Annotated in this window: 14 protein-coding genes; 6 read left to right on the top strand and 8 right to left on the bottom strand. The window is 70.7% G+C overall.

Annotated features, from left to right (window positions below):
* Window positions 1–32 precede the first annotated feature (32 nt).
* Window positions 33–386 (bottom strand): hypothetical protein, encoded by a 354-nt coding sequence (locus OG625_RS27580; protein ID WP_329386360.1) that lies wholly within the window; start codon window positions 384–386, stop codon window positions 33–35.
* 128 nt (window positions 387–514) lie between these two features.
* Between OG625_RS27580 and OG625_RS27575 the strand changes: the two genes are divergently transcribed.
* Genes OG625_RS27575 through OG625_RS27560 form a run of 4 tightly spaced genes read left to right on the top strand, consistent with a single transcriptional unit; the run spans window position 515 to window position 3784 of the window.
* Window positions 515–1438, top strand: a complete 924-nt coding sequence (locus OG625_RS27575; RefSeq protein WP_329386357.1) for a metal-dependent hydrolase — start codon at window positions 515–517, stop codon at window positions 1436–1438.
* Window positions 1435–2481, top strand: coding sequence for a PDR/VanB family oxidoreductase (locus OG625_RS27570; protein ID WP_329386355.1), 1047 nt, complete (start codon window positions 1435–1437; stop codon window positions 2479–2481). Before OG625_RS27575 ends, OG625_RS27570 begins: the two co-directional genes overlap by 4 nt.
* A gap of 24 nt (window positions 2482–2505) precedes the next feature.
* Complete coding sequence (locus OG625_RS27565) at window positions 2506–3222, top strand: TetR/AcrR family transcriptional regulator (protein WP_329386353.1); 717 nt, start codon at window positions 2506–2508, stop codon at window positions 3220–3222.
* A gap of 25 nt (window positions 3223–3247) precedes the next feature.
* The gene (locus OG625_RS27560) at window positions 3248–3784 is read left to right on the top strand and encodes a GNAT family N-acetyltransferase (protein WP_329386351.1); all 537 of its coding nucleotides are present in this window, start codon (window positions 3248–3250) and stop codon (window positions 3782–3784) included.
* On the opposite strand, the gene pulA is transcribed toward OG625_RS27560, so the two are convergent.
* On the bottom strand, window positions 3771–9167 hold the full coding sequence (gene pulA / locus OG625_RS27555) for a pullulanase-type alpha-1,6-glucosidase (RefSeq protein ID WP_329386349.1): 5397 nt from the start codon (window positions 9165–9167) through the stop codon (window positions 3771–3773). The two genes, OG625_RS27560 and pulA, sit on opposite strands and share 14 nt — an antisense overlap.
* Before the next feature lie 124 nt (window positions 9168–9291).
* On the bottom strand, window positions 9292–11010 hold the full coding sequence (locus OG625_RS27550) for a carbohydrate-binding module family 20 domain-containing protein (RefSeq protein ID WP_329386347.1): 1719 nt from the start codon (window positions 11008–11010) through the stop codon (window positions 9292–9294).
* 243 nt (window positions 11011–11253) lie between these two features.
* On the opposite strand from OG625_RS27550, the gene OG625_RS27545 reads away from it, so the two are divergent.
* Complete coding sequence (locus tag OG625_RS27545) at window positions 11254–12018, top strand: hypothetical protein (protein ID WP_329386345.1); 765 nt, start codon at window positions 11254–11256, stop codon at window positions 12016–12018.
* 714 nt (window positions 12019–12732) lie between these two features.
* Complete coding sequence (locus OG625_RS27540) at window positions 12733–13218, top strand: protein-tyrosine phosphatase family protein (RefSeq protein WP_329386343.1); 486 nt, start codon at window positions 12733–12735, stop codon at window positions 13216–13218.
* A gap of 850 nt (window positions 13219–14068) precedes the next feature.
* Here the strand turns inward: OG625_RS27540 and OG625_RS27535 are convergent.
* Genes OG625_RS27535 through OG625_RS27515 form a run of 5 tightly spaced genes read right to left on the bottom strand, consistent with a single transcriptional unit; the run spans window position 14069 to window position 19924 of the window.
* Window positions 14069–15094: a LacI family DNA-binding transcriptional regulator gene (locus OG625_RS27535; protein ID WP_329386341.1), complete on the bottom strand. Its 1026-nt coding sequence runs from the start codon at window positions 15092–15094 to the stop codon at window positions 14069–14071.
* On the bottom strand, window positions 15079–16686 hold the full coding sequence (locus OG625_RS27530) for a glycoside hydrolase family 13 protein (RefSeq protein WP_329386339.1): 1608 nt from the start codon (window positions 16684–16686) through the stop codon (window positions 15079–15081). Before OG625_RS27530 ends, OG625_RS27535 begins: the two co-directional genes overlap by 16 nt.
* Before the next feature lie 53 nt (window positions 16687–16739).
* Window positions 16740–17582 (bottom strand): sugar ABC transporter permease, encoded by an 843-nt coding sequence (locus tag OG625_RS27525; RefSeq protein WP_329386337.1) that lies wholly within the window; start codon window positions 17580–17582, stop codon window positions 16740–16742.
* 2 nt (window positions 17583–17584) lie between these two features.
* On the bottom strand, window positions 17585–18640 hold the full coding sequence (locus OG625_RS27520) for a carbohydrate ABC transporter permease (RefSeq protein WP_329386336.1): 1056 nt from the start codon (window positions 18638–18640) through the stop codon (window positions 17585–17587).
* A 9-nt stretch (window positions 18641–18649) separates the two neighbouring features.
* A complete protein-coding gene (locus tag OG625_RS27515; RefSeq protein WP_329386334.1) occupies window positions 18650–19924 on the bottom strand; it encodes an extracellular solute-binding protein in 1275 nt (424 codons plus the stop codon).
* Between the last annotated feature and the right edge of the window lie 72 nt (window positions 19925–19996).

Below are 19996 nucleotides of genomic sequence, written 5' to 3'. Positions count from 1 at the left end.
GTGACGAGGGCGCGGCGGCGCGGGCGCGGCGGTCAGGACGCGAGTACTTTTCGGCCCGTCTCGTTGACGCTGTCGGTGACGTTCGCGAGGTCGGGCACGGACTCCTGGGACTCCGCGGTGCCCCAGACGGTTTCGCCGCCGCCGGCGCCCTGGGTCAGGTCGTTGGCGACCGGGGAGTTGTTCAGGACCTCGATGTTCCAGCGGTCCGCGATGTGGTTGAAGTCGAGGTTGTCGTGCGCCGCGCCGAACGCACCCGCCGTCGCGGTCGCCGCCCCGATGTTCTCGTCGCCCACGGGCGCGCCCGAGTCGGCGGAGGCCACGGGGGCCATGGCGCCGAGGGCGGCAGCGGTCGCGAGGCCGGTCACCGGCATATTCTTGATCTTCATGCCGTGACCGACGAAGTACCGGGCGCCGCGTCACGCCCCGGCGGGGCGGCGCGGCGCGCAGGCCCCCGCCCGCAGGAAATGGATACAGAGGGCTTTTCCTCCCTCCTACCCATCAGTACATTGACGCCATGTCTAATACGCCGCTCGCGCCCGCCCCCGTGGCGTCGGAACACATAGACCTGAACCCCCGCAACGTGTCCTTCCGCTGGGAGGACACCCCGCTCCACTGGCTGCCCAACGACCCCTTCGCCGGGCACATGATCAATGTGCTGCACCTGTTGCTGCCGGCCGGCGAGCGGTGGTTCGTGCACGTCTACAAGCAGGTGCTCCCCTACATCGAGGACGAGCAGCTGCGCGCGGACGTCGTCGGCTTCATCGGCCAGGAGGCCATGCACGCCGCCGCGCACGACGACGTGCTCCCCCACCTGAAGCGGCTCGACCTGGACCCGACCCCGTACACGGCGCAGGTGGACTGGCTGTTCGAGAAGCTGCTGGGCGACCGGACCCTGCCGCCCGGCAAGGCGCGCCGCTGGTGGCTGATGGAGCGGGTCGCGATGATCGCGGCGATCGAGCACTACACGGCGTTCCTCGGCGACTGGGTGCTCAACGCGAAGGAGCTCGACCGGCGGGGCGCCGACCCGATGATGCTCGACCTGCTGCGCTGGCACGGGGCGGAGGAGGTCGAGCACCGCTCGGTGGCCTTCGACCTGTTCATGCACCTCGACGGCAACTACCGCCGCCGGGCCCGCACGTGGGCCACCGCCTTCTCGGCGCTGGTGTTCCTGTGGCAGCGCGGGGTGCGCTTCTTCATGGAGAACGACCCCCACCTGGTGGACGGCAAGGCCTCCTTCGGGCAGTTCTTCCGGGCCGGGCAGCAGGGCGTACTGCCCTCCACGGGCGCGATGCTGAAGTCCATCCCGAAGTACCTCTCCCGTACGTACCACCCCTCGCAGGAGGGCTCGACGGCGCAGGCGGTGGCCTACCTCGCCTCCTCCCCCGGAGCCAACGGCGGGCAGGGCGGGCAGGGCCGGCACGGCGGGGTGCAGGCATGAGGCGCGCCCTCACCGTCACCGCCGCCGTCGGGGCGGCCTGGGTCGCGAAGCGCGCGCTGAGCCGCCGGATCGGGAAGTCCCCGCTCTGGCCGCTGCCCGCCCTGGAGACCCCGGTCTCCGGCTACTCCCCGCGCCGCACGCTGCGCGCGCTGATCGTCTCCCGTACGGAGCCCGCGGCGGGCGTGCTGCAGCTGACCGTGGAGGCGGCCGACCTCCCGGCGTGGGCCCCGGGCGCGCACGTGGACATCACCCTGCCCTCGGGGCTGGTCCGCCAGTACTCCCTGTGCGGGGACCCGGCGGACTCCGGCCGGTACACGATCGCGATCCGGCTGATCGAGGACGGCCGGGGCGGATCCCGCGAGGCCCACGCCCAGCTGGTGGAGGGCGCGGAGCTGGAATTGCGGCCGCCGCGCAACCGGTTCGAGCTGGTCCCGGCGCCCTCGTACGCATTCGTCGCGGGCGGCATCGGGATCACCCCGATCCTCCCTATGCTCCGGGCCGCCACGGCGGCGGGCGCCGACTGGACCCTGCTCTACGGGGGCCGCTCTCGCGCCTCGATGCCGTTCCTCGCCGAACTGGCGGCGTACCGGGACCGGGTCACGCTCGCCCCGGAGGACGAGACGGGCCTGCCCGACCTCTCCGCCCTCGCCGGCATCCCACCCGGCACGCCGGTCTACTGCTGCGGCCCCGACCCCCTGATGGCGGCCGTCACGGCGGCGGCCCCGGACCCGGCGGCGGTCCACCTGGAGCGCTTCAGCCCCGTGTCGGCCCCCGGCCCCGCGCAGCCCTTCACGGTCGAACTCCACCGCTCGGGGCGCGAGATCGAGGTCGCCCCGGACGAGACCACCCTGGCGGCGGTCCGCCGGGAGCTGCCCGCCACGCCCTACTCCTGCGAGCAGGGCTTCTGCGGCACCTGCCAACACCGGGTCCTGGCGGGCGAGGTGGACCACCGCGACAATCTCCTCACGGACGGCGAGCGCGAGGACTCGATGCTGCTGTGCGTCTCGCGCGCGAAGGGGAACCGCCTCGTCCTGGACCTCTGACCTGTCCGAAGTAGGGTGTCCCGCATGACAACCGGCGTGCGGCGCAGGATGGGTGTCGAGGAGCGGCGGCAGCAGCTGATCGGGGTTGCCCTGGAGCTGTTCAGCCACCGCTCGCCCGACGACGTGTCCATAGACGAGATCGCGGCGGCCGCGGGGATATCCCGGCCGCTGGTCTACCACTACTTCCCCGGCAAGCTGAGCCTGTACGAGGCCGCGCTGCGCCGGGCGGCCGACGAGCTGGCGGCGCGGTTCGACGAGCCCCGGGAAGGGCCGCTCGGGGCGCGTCTGCTGCGCGTCATGGGGCGGTTCTTCGCCTTCGTCGACGAGCACGGGCCGGGCTTCTCGGCGCTGATGCGGGGCGGTCCGGCGGCCGGGAGCAGCCGGACCAACGCCATGATCGACGAGGTCCGGCAGGCGGCGTACGAGCAGATCCTCACCCACCTGGGCATCGGCGTGGAGGATCCGCCGGCCCGTCTGGAACTCGTGGTGCGGTCCTGGGTGTCGCTGGCCGAGTCCACCGCGCTGATCTGGCTGGACGGCCGCCGGATCCCGCGGGCCGAGCTGGAGCTGCAGCTGGTGCACGACTTCGCCGCGCTGGCCGCGGTGAGCGCCGCGTACGACGCGGAGATGGCGGGGATCCTCGTACGGATCCTGGTCGACGAGCCTGCCGACGGGCCGTTCGGGGAGCTGGTCGGGCGACTGGCCGCGCTGGTTCCGGCCGGGGTGCCCGGTCCGCGGTGATCTTGCTTGTGGCAATAATGTCCGCGTGATCATTGACGACGGGATCTTGTTCCGGCAGGCGGAGGAGAAGGACGCCGGCACGCTGGTCGCCCTGTACGACCAGGCGGCCGAGTGGATGCGGGCCAACGGGATCGACCAGTGGAAGCCCGGTGACAAGGACGGCGACCACTTCCGCGCGCGGATGCGCGACGGGGAGGTGTGGCTCGCCGGGGACGCCGACGGGCGGGTGGTCGGGGCGTACGAGCTGTGGTGGTCCGACGAAGAGGCCTGGGGCGTGCAGCCGCCCGTGGCGGGATACGTGCACCGGCTGATGGTGGAACGCGAGGCCGCGCCCGCCGGATCCGGGCGCCGCATGCTCGAACACGCCGAGCGGCGGATCGCGGGGACCGGGCGGGAGCGGGCACGGCTGGACTGCGTCTCCACCAACCCCCGGCTGCTCGCGTACTACCAGGGCGCGGGCTACCGGGTGGCCGGGGAGCTCCCCAACAAGGTGGGGAAGGACGGCAGGGTCTACGGGGTGATCCTGCTGGAGAAGCGGCTGGACCGGCTCACGGTCGTGTGAAGACGGCGACCGTGCGGGCGGGGACGGTGAACTCTCCTGTCTGCGCGTCGTAGGCGGACTGCTTGACCGTGGCGTCGGCGCCCGCCGCCTGGACCGGGTGCAGGGTGTGGGCGGTGCCCGCGAGGGCGGGGACGCGCTGGGGCTGGGCGGTGGGCGTGGCGTTGAAGACCACCACCAGGTTCCCCAGGGTCATGGTGATCACGCCGGGGGTCTCGTCCTTTCCGGAGAGCGGGAAGGCCAGCCCGGCCTGGACGGCCTCCGCCGTGGTGAGGGCGAAGGCGGGTTCCGTCGTACGGATCCTCAGCAGATCGCGGTAGGCCGCCGAGGTGGCGGTGATCTCCGGGCAGCCCGGGGCGGGCGCCGTCAGGAGCGGCTTCGCGTGGACCCACTTCGAGGCGTTGTCGGCGGCCGGGGGCAGGCCGCGGCCGAAGCCGTTGCCGTCGCGGCAGTCCCAGAGGAGGGCGTTGAACCAGTCGCCGCTGTCGTAGGAGTTGCGGTCCAGGGACTTGGAGCGGAGCAGGTCCGTGCCCGCCTGGGAGAGCGCCGGGCCCTGGGAGAGGGCGGCCGTCGCCATGGCCAGGACCTGCATGCGCGCCCGGTCGGCGGTGCTCGTACCGGTGGGCAGCTTGTAGGCGAGGGCGTCGTACAGGGTCTCGTTGTCGTGGGCGTCGGCGTAGGCGAGGGCGTCGCCGGGGGCGGCCGCGTAGCCGGCCGGGGCCCCGTTGTAGTCCACCTCGGAGCCCTTGACGGGGCGGCCGGTGGTGTCGGTGAAGGCGTACGAGGCGAGGTTCCCGGACAGCCCGACCTTGATCAGGTCCTGGGCGTGCAGGAGGCGGGCCTTCTGCTCGGCCGGGGTGCCGTTGGCGGGGGACGCGTTCGGAGCCGTGAACAGGCCCGAGGCGAAGCCCTGGACGCGCGGGTCCTCGTCGAAGGGGCCGCCGCCGCGGACGGCGTCGCGCGCCCGGTCGGAGAAGGTGGCGATGCCGGTGCCGGCCATGTTCTTCTGCGTGGCCTGCACGAAGCGGGCGTCGTCGGCGATCTCGCCGAAGTTCCAGCCCTCCCCGTAGAGGACGATCTTCTTCCCGTCGACCCCGTCCTTGGCGGGGGTGAGCTCGTCGAGGGCCTTGCGGACGGCCAGGATGTTGGCCTTCGGGTGGTGGCCCATCAGGTCGAAGCGGAAGCCGTCGACCTTGTACTCCTTCGCCCACGTGACGACGGAGTCCACGACGAGGCGGCCCATCATGGCGTTCTCGGGGGCGGTGTTGGCGCAGCAGGTGGAGTTGGCGACGCTGCCGTCGGCGAGGAGGCGCTGGTAGTAGCCGGGGACGACGCGGTCGAGTACGGACTTGTCGCTCTGCCCGGCGGCGACGGTGTGGTTGTAGACCACGTCCATCACGGTGCGCAGCCCGGCCCCGTTGAGGGACTGGACCATGCGGCGGAACTCCACGGTGCGGGCGGTGCCGTTGGGGTCGCTCGCGTAGGAGCCCTCGGGGACGGTGTAGTGCAGCGGGTCGTAGCCCCAGTTGTATGCGTCCTTCGCGGCCGCGGCGGCCACGCAGGCCTGCTGCTGGTCGGAGTCGGGCGCGTACACCTTGAGGTCGCAGGCCGGTTCGGTGCGGTCGGCGGCCTTCTCGGGGATGGTGCCGATGTCGAAGGCCGGGAGGAGGTGCACGTACGAGGTCCCGGCGCCGGCCAGGTCGCGCAGGTGCCGCATGCCCGCCGAGTCGGTGTCGGTGAAGGCCAGGTACTGGCCGGGGTGGGTGCTGGTGCGGTCCGAGGCGGAGAAGTCGCGGACGTGCAGCTCCTGGATCTGCGCGGAGGTGAAGGGGACGGGGGCGGGCTTGCGCAGCTCCCTCCAGCCGGGGGGCGCCAGCCTGGGGTCGGCGAGGTCGACGGCCAGGCTGTGGGTGGAGTCGGCGGTGAGCGCGGTGGAGTAGGGGTCGGTGACCAGGTTGCGGACCACCTGCCCGGTGCTGGGGGCCCATACGGTGACGGCGTAGCGGTAGCGCTTTCCGGCCCAGTCGCGGTCGCCGCGCACCGACCAGACGCCGGTGGAGTCGTCGCGGCGCATGGGGACGGTCTTGGTCCCGCCGTCGCCGCCGCCGTCGAGTTCGAGGGAGACCTGCTGGGCGGTCGGTGCCCACACGGACAGGGTCGGGCGGCCGTCCTTGAAGACCGGCCCGAGGGCGGCCGTGTTGGCGTACAGGTCGTCCAGCACCCCGGCGAGCTGCACGCCGGTGGCGGCCAGGACGGCCCCGTTCGCGGCGCGGGCGCTCGCGACGAGCTGCCCGCGCAGGGCGTCGCGTACGCGGTCCCGGTCGCGGGGGTCGACGGAGAAGGCGGCGTACGAGGCCAGGTGCGGGAACTTCTGCTTCTGGGCGGCGGTGAGCTCGGAGCGGGCCCCGAGCCGCAGCCACTGGGCGCCGCCCTCGTGCAGGGTGCCGTTCGCGGCCTTGACGGCGCCTTCGCGGGAGGCGAGGAGCTGTACGGAGGCGGCGGTGGCGGGGGCGTTCCAGGCGAGGGTGTCGCGGTCGATCCACACGGCCTGGGCCTTGGTGAGGTCCAGGGCGGCGGAGGAGCCGGCGGGCTGCGGGAGGAGGTACTTCTCCTTGCCGCCCAGCATCCAGACCTCGTGGCCGGTGGCCTTCAGGTCGAGGGACTGGTCGGAGGGGAGGTCCTTCTCGTCGCCCTTGTGGAGGATGTAGCTCAGGGAGGTCGCACCGGCCCCGAGCGGAACCTCGTACACCGCGCCGTAGGAGTCGGTGCGTACGGGCATCAGCGGCTTCGACCAGTCGGTCGGGTTCGCCGCTCCCGTCCAGACGTGCAGCCCCCAGCCGTCGTAGGCCCCGTCGGGCCGCTGGTAGTGCAGGACGGCCTTGGTGGTGTCCTGCGGCGGGTGGGCGGGCCGCTCGGTGCGGGCGGGCTCCTTGCCCTGCTCCAGCCAGATCTCGCCGGTCTTCGTCACGTCGATGACGCGGTCGGCGGCGACGTCCTTGTTGCCGTCCTTGTCGATGACGAGGTAACCCACGGAGGAGGCACCGGGCTTGAGCTTGACGTACGCGAAGGCCCCGTAGGCGTCGCGGCCGGTGAAGTCGTGCCCGGCGGGCCAGGGGGTGGCCTCGCCGTCGGCGATGTCGCCCCAGGCGTAGAGCCGCCAGTCGGTGTAGTCGCCGTCGGGCCGGTTGTAGTGGACGACGGCGTAGTCGCGCTGGGTGGCGGTGGGCACCTCGGCGGGCGGGACCTGACCGGCGACGGACTCGGCGAGCGCGCTCGCGGTGCGGCCCGCGGAGTCGACGACGACGGCCTTGTAGCGCAGGGCGGTACCGGCGGGGGCGTCGACGAACTGGGTGACCTTGTAGGGCGCGTGGTCGGCGGACCCGAGGACCTGCCACTTGCCGTTCCCGGTCTGGGCGGCGAAGACGACCCGGTTCAGGCCGCCGCCGGACACGTCGGCGCCGAGCTCGACGGTGCCGGTGGCGCCGGGGGCCGGGGCCTTGAGGGTCAGGGCGGGCTTGGCGGCCGGGGCGGCGAGGGGGGCGGCGCCCTGGAGCACGACCGACCCGAAGGCGGGCACGGTGACGGCGAGCTTGCCGGCGGCGGAGGCGCGGATCAGCGTCGTGGCGCCGCCACCGCCGCCGTACAGGGTGCGGTACTCGGCGCCGGCCGGGGCGTCGATCTCCACGCTCCTGGCCTCGGCCCCGTTGTTGGCGGCGACGAGGTACTCGGTCCGGCTCCGCGCGTCCGTCCGCGCGAAGGCGTACACGGACCCGTCGGAGAGCCGCTCGCTCTGGACACCGTCACGCAGGGCGGGGTGGTCCTTGACCAGCTTCGCGAGAGCACTGATCTGCTTGTAGAGCGGGTGCCCCGGATCGTAAGCATCGCTCGCGTGCGTGCGCACCGTTCCGAGCTGATCGTCATCCAGGTAGTCGGCTACCCGGGACCCGAACAGCGTCTGCCGCGCGTCCTTGTCCCCACCGGCGCCCGTGAATCCCTGCTCGTCCCCGGAGTAGATCACCGGGTTGCCCCGGGAGAAGAACATCAGCTCGTTGGCGAGCCGGTACCGGTCGAGCAGCTCCTGCTCCCCCGCCCCCGGCCGGTCCTGCTTCAGGAAGGTCCCGAAGCGGCCCATGTCGTGGTTGCCGAGGAAGGTGACCTGCTCGTAGGCGTTGGCCTTGTCCGTCGTGTACCGGTAGTCGTCCCCGAGGACGGCGGCCAACCGCCCGGCGCCCGCGCCCTGGGAGGCGTACGCGCGGATCGCGTCCTGGAGCGGGAAGTCGAGGGTGGCGTCGAGCCGCCCGCGCGTCACGTACGGGGAGGTGACGGCCGTATCGGCGGAGTAGACCTCGCCGAACATGAAGAAGTCGTCCCGGCCGCGCTTCGCCGCGTACTTGTCGAGCGCGGTGGCCCACTGCCCCCAGAACTCGCTGTTGACGTGCTTGACGGTATCGATCCGGAAGCCGTCGATGTCGAAGTCCTCGACCCACTTCTCGTAGATCTTCTCCATCCCGCTGACGACCTCGGGACGTTCGGTCCACAGGTCGTCGAGACCGAAGAAGTCGCCCTGCTCGGAGGACTCGCCGGCGAAGGTGGAGTCGCCCCGGTTGTGGTACATCGTCGGGTCGTTGAGCCACGCGGGCACCTTGACGTTCTTCTTCGCCTCCGGCACGAAGGGGTTCCGGGGGAAGGAGTCCCCGTCGACCTTCGGGAACTTCTTCCCCTTGCCCCCGCCCGCGGCCGCTTTTGAATCAAATACAGTCTTGTCGTCGAACGGCACGCCGTCCTTCGTCAGGTACGGGAACGCCCCCTTCGACAGGTAGGAGTAAGACCCCTCCCGGTAGTCGACGACATCGGCGGTGTGGTTCGTGATGACGTCGAAGAAGACCTTCATCCCCTTCCCGTGGGCCTTCTCGATCAGCCGCTCCAGGTCGGCGTTGGTGCCGAAGTGCGGGTCGACCTGGGTGAAGTCGGTGATCCAGTAGCCGTGGTAGCCGGCGGAGACGTCCGTCCCCTTGCCCTGCACCGGCTGGTTCTTGAAGATCGGCGCCATCCAGATGGCGGTCGTCCCCAACCCCTTGATGTAGTCGAGCCGGTCGGTGAGCCCCTTGAGGTCGCCGCCCTGGTAGAAGCCCTTGTCCGTGGGGTCCAGCCCGGTCTCCAGCCGGCTTCCGGTCAGCCCGCCCCGGTCGTTGCCCGGGTCGCCGTTCGCGAACCGGTCCGGGAGGACGAAGTAGAACTGCTCCCGGGTCAGGTCGTGACGGGCCGGCTCGGCGGCGAGTTTCGCGTCCGAGGGTGGGGCGGGGGGCCCCGCGGCGGCGGCCGGTAGCCCTGGCAGGAGGGTCACGGCCAGGGCGGAGGCGAGAAGGCCTACGGCAGGGCGTCTCAAGGCGAATCTCCTTGTTCACGGTTCGCATGAATGAGGGCCGCCCGGCGGTGGCTGGGGGCACCTCCCAGCGGTAGCTGGGGGAGGAAGGTGGTGCCGGGCGGCCCTGGTCTGTGGGGCGGGCGGTTCAGCTGCGCCAGGTGTCGGTCAGCGTGACCTTGCCGCTCGCGGGAACGGTGGCCGTGCGGTTGGCGCCGCTCTCCCAGGTGACGTTGCCGGAGGCGTCCTTGCGGATGTACTTGTACGCGAAGGACGTGCCGGCCGGGAGCGTGACGTCGAGCTTCCAGACGGGGTAGGCGGCCGGGTCGAGCTTCGGCGCGCTACCGGTGTTCCAGGCGCCGAGCTCGGCGCGGTCGCCGACGACGTGGACGTTCTGGCCGAGGACGGTGGTGGCGTTGACGGCGAAGGACGCGCCGGAGGTGGTCGCGGGCGGCGGGGTCGTACCGCCGGAGCAGCTACGGGCGTTCACGTGGAGGGCGACGGCGGTCCCGGCGGCGAGCGTGGCGGTGAACTGGCCGCCGGCGTTCACGGTGACGGTGCGCCCGCTCTGCACGTCGCAGTAGTCGCCGGCGGCGAGGGAGGTCTGGAAGGTCCGGGTCAGGGCGCTCGCCTCGTGGTTGATCGCCACGTACGCCTTGGAGCCGCGCCCGAAGGCGATCTGGTCGCCGCCGTTGTCCCACCAGCCGGTGACGGCCTGCCCGCGGGCCGCATTGCGGAATCCGACCATGGAGGAGATCTCCCGCCAGGCGTGCTGGCACTTCCATCCGTCGGCGTAGCAGGCACTCACCGAGCCGCCGTTCGGCGGGCCGGCGTCGTGCTCGCTGAACTCGTAGCCGGAGTGCACGTCCGGGGAACCGTAGGGCCAGGCCAGCATGAAGACGCTCGCCAAGGTGTACGCGGACCCGTTCTTGTAGTTGAGGGTGTCACCGCCGCGCTCGGTGTCGTGGTTGTCGACGAAGACGGCGGACTGCCCGCTCGCCATGTGCCCCCATGCCTCGCCGAAGTTCTTCAGATAGGCCAGGTTCTCGTTCTGGAAGACCCGCTTCAGGTCCCGCGCGTACCGGAACTCCTGCACGTCACCACTACCGAGGTACTCGGCGGGCGACACGGCCTCCCCCGCCCCGTATATCGCCTCCTGCTTCCAGTACACCCCCGGATTGGTCAGCCGGGACTTGATGTTGGCGAGGTCGGCGGCGGGCATGTGCTTGGCGGCGTCGATCCGGAAGCCGTCGACGCCCAGCGACAGCAGGTCGTTCAGGTATCCGGCGATCCGGCCCCGGACGTAGTCCTCACCGGTGTCCAGATCCGCGAGCTGCACGAGCTCGCAGTTCTGCACGTTGGCCTTGTCCTGGTAGTTCGAGATCGTCGCCCGACAGTCGTCCATGTCGGAACCGGAGTAGATCCCGGGGTAGTTGTACTTCGTGTACGAAGACCCGCCCGTTCCGACCCCGTCCCCCGCCGCCATGTGATTGATGACGGAGTCGGCGACGACCTTCACCCCGGCGGCGTGACAGGTGTCGACCATGACCTTGAACGCGGTCCGGTCACCGAGCCGCCCGGCGATCTTGTAACTCACGGGCTGGTACGAGGTCCACCACTGCGCACCCTGAATGTGCTCCTGCGGAGGCGAGACCTGCACGTAGCCGTACCCGGCGGGCCCGAGGGAATCGGTACAGGCCTTGGCCACGGAGTCGAACCGCCACTCGAACAGCACGGCGGTGACGTCCCTGTCGCCGGGGGGCGCGGCCTGAGCCTGCGGCACGACGGCGGTGAGGGCGCCGGCCGTGAGCACGGTTGCTGCCAGCAAGGCTCTGCCGGTTGTTGCGGTTCCTGCTGTGGGGGGCATGTGGGGCCTCCTGGCGGAGAGGGGGGATTGCTGGCGACCGTAAGTGCCCGTCACCCGCCCTGCAATACCTTGCGCAAGAAATTGCAGAATTGTTTCTTCCACGTGTCCTGGCGGGGCTCCCCCACCGGAGCCGACTCGGACCACCGAGGAAGCCGCATGAGAGGCGTGGCGTACCATGACGCCGATAATTGAACCTGTTCAACCGGGGGCGACATGGGCAGACCATCACAGAGACTGCTCGGCATGGCGCTGTGGTCGGCATTCAGCGCTCAGGCGGTGGGGCTGACGGTGGGGTTCGTACTCGCCGAGCCCACGACCCTGAGGCCCGACTACTCCAACGGCGCTGTCGTACTGGGCATGTTGCTCGTGGCCGGGTTCTGTGCGGTGGTGAGCTTCGCGATCGCGCTGGCACGCCGGAAGTCCGATGCGGCCTGGTGGGCGGGGGCATCGGCGACAGCTCTCCTTGCCGTCATGGTGACCCTGGTGTGGGCGGGGACGGGTGGCTGGTTCCCCTGGTGCGCGACTTCCCTGTACGCGTCTCTGGTCGCCGCCTTCGTCAGCCTCCTGCTCAAGCGGCCCGAGCCGGCAGCCGATGGCGGCGGGATCCCCGCCCGCCGGGCCGGCAAGGCCGCGGCCACCGTGGCCGCGGTCGCGCTGGTGGTCGCGCTGTTCTCGGGTGGGGGGATGGAGGACGTGGACTACACCGGAACCTGGACCGCTCGCGAGCACGACCTCACCCTCAAGCTGACCGACGGGGACTACGGAGAGGGGAGCCGGGGCCACTACACCCTGCACCGGCAGGCATGTTCGGAGAACGCCGACTGGAACCTCGACCACCCGCAGATGACGACCTCGGTCCAGGTCTGGCTGATCCGGGACAGGATCACCACGCCGTGCCTGCCCGGCACCGGCGACATCATGCTCCGCGTTGCGGGCGGCACCGTCGCCTCCCCCGTCCTGAGTTTCACCGGCCCGGACGGCACCGCATGGTTCCTCACCCGGCGGTGACACGGGGCGCGTTGCGCCGACGAAGTCAGGTGACCGGCCACGCTCCCCGAAGTCACTCGCGGCTGAGACGCTGCCCGCATGAAGCACCTGGACGGCAGGGCGAGGCGAGGTCCGGGGGGTGGCGGGGGCCGAGCTGATCAGAATCAGAGAGGGTTGGGGGTTTCCCGTCAGTCTCATCGTCCTTCCGCGTCGGGCCGCCCTGTCAAGGGCGCTCCTTCGTCGCGTCGCTTCGCGATTTCGCTGCGCTCAACCCTTGACAGACCGTCCCGCCACGGAAAAACGAAGACTGCCGGGAAACCCCCAATAGAACGGGCCGGGAGGAGAAAGGAAAAGGGCGGGGTGGTCGGGGATGCCCGACCCTGCTCCGGTAGGGGGCAGGCCCGAGCCCGGGCCCCCACCTCGGTCTCCGGGCCGGGCAGGCGGCCGGCCATCACCAAACAGCGACCACAAGCACCCCAGCCCCCGACAGGCGCATCAGATCGCTACGCGCTCCTCATTTCTCAGCGTCCGACCGCCGTCTTGGGCTGATCCCCCACGCAACAGCGGCCAGAAGCACATCCGGAGCCGACAGGCGCGTCAGATCGCTACGCGCTCCCCATATCTCGGCGTCTGCGACACGTCCGGCGGACAAGGCGTGGAGCATGGGAGTGGGAGCTGCCCACCTCGCCAACCCGAAGGGGAACCGAGTTGAAGACACGCCAGAAGGATCGCGGGGTGCCCGATCCTCAGGCCCCCTGGAACGAGGTCACGGCAGGGCTGTGGATGGGCGGTCACCACTGGACCGATGACCTGGGCTACAGGCATGCAGTGGTCGCCAGTGGGGAGTTCGACCTGGTCATCAGCTTGTACACCCGCCCCGGCCACGGACCCGACGCGGGCATCGACCACCTGGTCGCCGAGATTCCCGACGGCCCGCTCACGGCCGAGCAGATCCACACCGCCCAGGAGCTCGCCCGCACCGCCGCCCAAGGCGTCCGGGACGGGCGTACGGTCCTGGTCCGCTGTCACTCCGGCTACAACCGCTCCGGCCTGGTCGTGGCGCAGGCTCTCATCGAGATGGGCTGGGAAACGACGACAGCCATCGAGACCATCCGGCAGAGGCGGTCCCCCTCGGCCCTCAACAACCGGCTCTTCGAGGAGTACCTCACCACCGGACTCGCCGTTTCCCGCCTCCTCGCCGATCTCGACACGCTCACCTGACGGGTCACGCTCGTGCGGGGGCCTTCTCCAAGCCGCCACCCTGCCCTCAATCCAGGCAGAATTCGTATCCCAGCGAGCCCAGAACTCCGCCTGCGCGCCCGGATCGGCGCAGTCGTAAGTCACCTGGAATTCCTTGGCCATGCCGCCTCCGACCGCTGGAAACCTGCCCGCGCCCTCGCGCCGGTCGTCTCCCGGAACACACCGCCATCCTCGCACCGCCTGCTGGCTCGGTGTCAGTCGTCGGTGTCCTGGTAGAGCGGGTGACGTCCATCGCCGTCGACGACGTTCAGTCAGCCGAATAGCAGCCTCAGACGGGCCGCAGACGCCGAGACGTGAGAAGCGCGTAGCGATCTGACGCGCCCAGCCTCCCCCGAGGGGCTTGTGGTCGAGTTTGGCGGAGGCCGGCCGCCTCCCCGGCCCGGAGGGCGGCCTGGGAGGGTTCGGGCAGGGCCCGCCTCCCTGCAAGCGGGGTCGGACATCCGTGACATGGCCGCCCCTGGGATCTCTGTCCCGGCCCGTTCTTTTGGGGGTTTCCCGGCAGTCTTCGTTTTTCCGTGGCGGGGCGGTCTGTCAAGGGTGGCCGAAGGCCATCGCGCAGCGACGCGACGACGAAGGAGGAGCGCCCTTGACAGGCCGTCACGACACGGAAGGACGATGAGACTGACGGGAAACCCCCAAGACATCCCTGATTCCGCCCCGCTGGGACCCCGCCAACCCGAAGCCCCCGCCGCACAGCACGGCCCACTCGCTCCCCGACGCGGAGGGGGCGGGTGGGCAAACACCGGCCAGGGGCGGGGGGCTTGGGGGGTGGAGGCCCCGCACGCGCGTGAACCCGTAGACGCCCCGCCCCCTAAGGCGCCATGGCCGTAGACCCCCGCACGACCAGCTCCGGCTGGAAGATGTACTCCGTGCGCTGCACCGGCGTGCCCGACACCGCCTCCAGCAGCGCGCCCACCGCGGCCGTGGCCATGGCGCGGACCGGCTGGCGGACGGTCGTCAGTGGGGGGTCCGTGAAGGCGATCAGCGGGGAGTCGTCGAAGCCGACCACCGAGACGTCCTCCGGGACCCGCAGCCCCCGTTCGCGGGCCGCGCGGATGACGCCGAGGGCCATCGGGTCGCTGCCGCACACGATGCCCGTGCAGCCCCGCTCCAGCAGGGCCATGCCCGCCGCGTGGCCGCCTTCCACCGTGAACAGGGTGCGCTGGATCAGCCCGTCGGCCTCGGCCCCGGGCAGTGCGGCGAGGAAGCCGGCCTCCTTGCGCGCCGACGGCACGTAGCGGGTGGGCCCTATCGCGAGGCCGATCCGGCGGTGGCCCAGGTCCTCCAGGTGCCGCACCGCCATATCGGCCGCCGCCCGGTCGTCCGGGGAGATGAAGGGGGCGTTGACGGCCTCGTTGAAGCCGTTGATCAGGACGAACGGGACCCCGCGGGCGGCCAGCCCCTGGTAGCGCGACGGGTCGGCGGTCGAGTCCGCGTGGAGGCCCGACAGGAACACGATGCCCGTGACCCCGCGCTCCTCCAGCTGCTCGACCAGCTCGTCCTCGGTGGCCCCGCCCGGGGTCTGCGTGCACAGCACCGGGGTGTACCCGTGCCCGGCCAGCGCCTGCTCGATGACCTGCGCGAACGCCGGGAAGATGGGATTCGTCAGCTCCGGGATCAGCAGCCCGACCAGCCCGTTGCTGCGCCGTTTCAGCCGTACGGGACGCTCGTAGCCCAGCAGGTCGAGCGCGGCCAGCACCTTGTGCCGGGTGCCGGCCGCGACGCCCGGCTTGCCGTTGAGCACCCGGCTGACGGTCGCCTCGCTGACCTGGGCCTGCGAGGCGATGTCCGTCAGCCGTAGTGGGGAGCCCGACGGGGAGGTCACACCTCCCACCACACCGTGCTGTCGGCCGGGAGGACGCCGGAATCCACGTCGGCGATGTCGGCGATGTCCGTGCTGGACAGCAGCACCCGGCCGCCCGGCGCCGGCATCCGCACGTCAGCCCCCGTCGTATTGGCCGTGCACACGAAGTCGCCCCGGCGGAAGGCCAGTACGCCCTCGGGGGCATCCAGCCACTCCACGCCGTCGCCCGCGCCCAGCTCCGGCCGCTCCCGGCGCAGGCGCAGCGCCGCGCGGTACAGCTCCAGGGTGGAGGCCGGGTCCCCGGTCTGCGCCTCCACGCTCAGCCCGGCCCAGTCGGCCGGCTGCGGCAGCCAGCTGCCCCCGGTCCCGAAGCCGTACGGGGCTTCCTCCCCCGACCACGGCAGCGGTACGCGGCAGCCGTCGCGCAGGCCGTCCTGGCCGTTGGCCTTGAAGAAGGAGGGGTCCTGGCGCACCTCGTCCGGGAGGTCGGTGACCTCGGGGAGGCCGAGCTCCTCGCCCTGGTAGACGTACGCCGATCCGGGCAGGGCCAGCATCAGCAGGGCGGCGGCACGGGCGCGCGCCAGGCTGCCGAAGCGGGTGCGGTGCCGGACCACGTCGTGGTTGGACAGCACCCACGTGGTCGGGGCGCCGACCGGCCGCATCGCGTCGAGCGAGTCGTCGATGGAGGCGCGCAGCGCTTCGGCGTCCCAACCGGTGTTCAGGTAGTGGAAGTTGAAGGCCTGGTGCAGCTCGTCGGGGCGCAGGTACATCGCGGTGCGTTCCGCGCTGGGCGTCCATGCCTCGGCGACGCCGATGCGGTCGCCCGCGTACTCGTCGAGGACGAGGCGCCAGGAGCGGTAGATCTCGTGGACGCCGTCCTGGTCGAAGAAGGGCAGCACCTGGTTGCCGAGCAGCTTGAGCTGTTCGTCGCGGCCGAGGTCGGGCAGGCCGGGGGCCTTGACCAGGCCGTGGGCGACGTCGATCCGGAAGCCGTCCACGCCCAGGTCCAGCCAGAAGCGGAGCACGGAGCGGAACTCGTCCTGGACTGCGGGGTGTTCCCAGTTGAAGTCGGGCTGCTCGGGGGCGAAGAGGTGCAGGTACCACTCACCGTCGGCGACCCGGGTCCAGGCGGGGCCGCCGAAGATGGACTCCCAGTCGTTCGGGGGCTCCGAGCCGTCCGCTCCCCGCCCCGCGCGGAAGTGGAAGCGCTCGCGCAGCGGGGTTCCGGGGCCCTCCCGCAGTGCCTGCTTGAACCATTCGTGCTGGTCGGAGCAGTGGTTGGGGACGAGGTCCACGATGATGCGCAGGCCCAGCTCGTGGGCCTCGCGGATCACGGCGTCGGCGTCGTGGAGGGTGCCGAACATCGGGTCGATGGCCCGGTAGTCGGCGACGTCGTAGCCCGCGTCCGCCTGCGGGGAGGCGTAGAAGGGGCTCAGCCAGACGGCGTCGACGCCGAGCTCCTTGAGGTAGGGCAGTCGGCTGCGGATGCCTTCGAGGTCCCCCATGCCGTCCCCGTTGGAGTCGGCGAAGCTGCGCGGATAGACCTGGTAGATCACCGCTTCTCTCCACCAGCCGGGCTGGGTGCCGGTGGAGGTGGGAAGTGCGTCGGCGAGGTGCTGGGTCATGGTGTCCTTGTGGAGATCGGGCCGCGGAGGGAAGGGGACGGCGGGCAGGGTGGTCAGCCCTTGGTGGCGCCTGCCGTCATTCCGGCGACGAGATGACGCTGGGCGAAGACGAAGAAGATCGCTGCGGGGATCGCGATGAGCACGGACGCCGCGCTCATGGCGCCCCAGTTGGAGGTGTACTGCGTGACGAAGGTCTGCAGTCCGCCGGCCAGGGTGAGGTTCTCCTCCCCGACCATGAAGGCGGAGGCGTACGCGACCTCGCCCCAGGCGGTGATGAAGGAGTAGAAGCCGGTGACGGCGAGGCCGGGCTTGGCGAGCGGCAGGATGAGCCGCCAGAAGGTGCCGAAGGGGTTGAGCCCGTCGACGCGGCCGGATTCGTCGATCTCCACCGGGATGGTGTCGAAGAAGCCCTTCATCATCCAGGCGCAGAACGGCACGGCGATGGTGAGGTACGTGATGATCAGGCCGAGGGGCTGGTTGAGCAGCCCGAGGTCGCCCATCAGGTTGTAGAGCGGGACGATGAGGATCGCCATCGGGAACATCTGCGTGATGAGCAGGGTCCACATCAGGGGCCTCATGCCGGGGAACTTGAAGCGGCTGACCGCGTATCCGGTGGTGGCGGCGATGAACACACCGAGGACGGTGGTGACGCCGGCGACCAGGACGGAGTTCGCGAACCAGCTGAGGAAGTGGCTCGACTCCAGCAGGTACTGGTAGTTGGAGAGCGTGGGTTCCTTGACGAAGTCCGTGGTGATGGCGTCTTCGGCCGGCTTGAGCGAGGTCAGCAGGATCCACAGCACCGGGAAGACGGCGATGACGGCGGCGACGACGAGGGTGGCGTGCAGGCCGACGGAGGCGAGCGGGGAGCGGCTCCCGCGCGTACGAACGTTGGTCACGGTCACCACACCTCTCCCTGCTTGCGCAGCGAGCGCCGGTAGACCAGCGCGAAGATCATGAGCAGCAGGAGGATCAGCACGCCCCAGGTCGCGGATCCGGCGAAGTCGCGCGGACTGCTGACGAAGGCCTCGCGGAAGGCCTGGGTCACGAGGATCTCCGTGGAGTCGCCCGGGCCGCCCCGGGTGAGCAGGAAGATCACCGGGAACATGTTGAAGGTCCAGATGGTGGAGAGCAGGATCACCGTCATGCTCACCGCGCGCAGCCCGGGCAGGGTGATGTGGCGGAAGCGCTGCCAGGGGGTGGCGCCGTCCATCTCGGCGGCCTCGTAGAGCTCGCCGGGGATGGACTGCAGTCCGCCGAGCAGGGCGACCATCATGAAGGGGACGCCGAGCCAGACGTTGACGGCGATGACCGAGAACTTGGCCCAGGTCGGGTCGTCGAGCCACGGGATCGCGGCGATGCCGCCGCCGTCGAGGATCTTGTTGAGGATGCCGTTGTCGCGGTTGAAGAGGAACCGCCAGGCGAAGACGGAGACGAAGCCGGGCACGGCCCAGGGCAGGATCAGCGCCATCCGGTAGGCGGCGCGGCCGCGGAAGTCCCGGTTGAGCATGTTGGCCAGCACCAGGCCGAGCGTGAAGGTGATCGACACGCAGCCGACGGTCCACAGGACCGTCCACACCAGTCGCTGCAGGAACACCGGGTCGCTGAGCACGGCCGCGTAGTTGTCGAGTCCGACGAACTCGTACGTGGCCTCGATGTGGCGGACGCCGATGGTGCGGGAGACGTTGCGCTCGTTGGCGTCGGTCAGCGACAGGTAGATGCCCCGGACCAGCGGCCATCCGATGATCACGCCGAGGACGAGCACCACCGGGGCGATCATGGCCCAGGCGTACCAGTGGGTGGCGAGGGCGCGCTTGAACCCGCCGCGCCCCGGTCCGCCCGTGTTCCTGCTGTCGTTCCTGCTGTCAGTCCTGCGGCTCCGGCCGCGGGCGACGTCGGTGTTCCCGACTCCGTCGCCCGCGGCCTTCGCCACCGACTGGCTGGTGTGAGCAGCCATCTGTATCTACTACTTCCAACCCTTGAGGATCTTGCGGAACTCGACTCCGGCCGCCTTGGCCGCGTCCTCCGGGCTCGAAGCCCCGGTGATCGCCTTGGTGTATTCGACCTTCAGCGGCTCGAAGAGGGAGCCGTTCTCCGGGATCCAGGCGCGCTCGACGGCCTTGTCCACGGCCGGCTTGAAGAACTGCACCATCTCGTTGCCCTTGACGTCGGGCTGCTCGTAGGCGGCGGTGCGGGTCGGGAGCACGCTGAGGTCCTTGGCCGACTGCACCTGCACCTCCTGCGAGGTCATGTACTCGACGAAGGCGTGCGCGGCGTCGCGGTTCTTCGACCCGGCGAAGACGGCCAGGTCGTGGCCGCCCTGCGGGGCGCCGGCCTTGACCGAGCCGGCCGGGACGGCGGCGACGCCGAGGTTGGCCTTGTCCTTGAACTGGTCGCCCGCGTAGGTGTCGGCGACGGCCCACGGGCCGTTGATCATCATCGCCACCTCCCCGGTCTTGAAGGCGGTCTGCATGTTCACCCAGCCGTCGGTGGCATTGGTGAGCGCCGCCCCCGAGCTGACCAGGTCGCGCGCGGTCTTGAAGGCCTTGACGCCCGCCGCGTTGTCGACCGTGACGGTCTTGTTCTTCGCGTCGACCAGGTCGCCGCCCTCGCCGTAGATCAGCGGGAGGAACCAGTAGGAGTCGTCGCCGCGGAGGTAGAGGCCGGCCTTGCCGGTCTTGCTCTTGATCGCGGCGGCGGCGGTCTTCAGCTCCTCCAGGGTGGTGGGGGGCTGGACACCGGCGTCGGCGAGCATCTTCTTGTTGTAGAAGAGGCCGAGGGTGTCGATGACCTGCGGCACCGCGTAGGTCTTGCCCTCGAACTTGCCGCTGGCCGCGGCCTGCTTGAGGAACTCCGCGTCGACCTTCTTGGCCGTCTCGGCCGGGACCTCGTCGAGGTAGCCGAGCGAGGCGAAGTCGGCGACCCAGCCGACGTCGGCGCGGATCACGTCGGGGGCGTCGGAGCCGCTGCTGAAGGCGTTCTTGACCTTGTTCTGCGCGTCGCCGTACGGCACGTTGACGTACTTGACGGTGACCTTCGGGTGCTTCGCGGTGAACGCCTCGGCGATCTTCTGGAAGCTGGCCTTCTCGGCGTCGTTCGAGGTGTCCCACCACGTGACCGTGCCGGAAAGCTCGCCGCCGGACTTGGTCTCTCCACCGTCGCCCTTGGTGTCACCGCCGCAAGCCGTCGCCGCGAGTGCCAGGGTCGCGACCAGCGCGGTGGCCGCTATGCCACGCCGCATATGAACTCCTTCGATGATCCCGGCCGCGCCCTCGCGGTCCCGAGTTGCAGGGAACGTAACAAGCCTGCAAGC

Origin of the sequence: Streptomyces sp. NBC_01351, assembly GCF_036237315.1 — a bacterium.
Taxonomy (GTDB): Bacteria; Actinomycetota; Actinomycetes; order Streptomycetales; family Streptomycetaceae; genus Streptomyces.
Note: the sequence above shows the minus strand (reverse complement) of the source record. Positions and strands in the feature narration are given on the sequence as shown.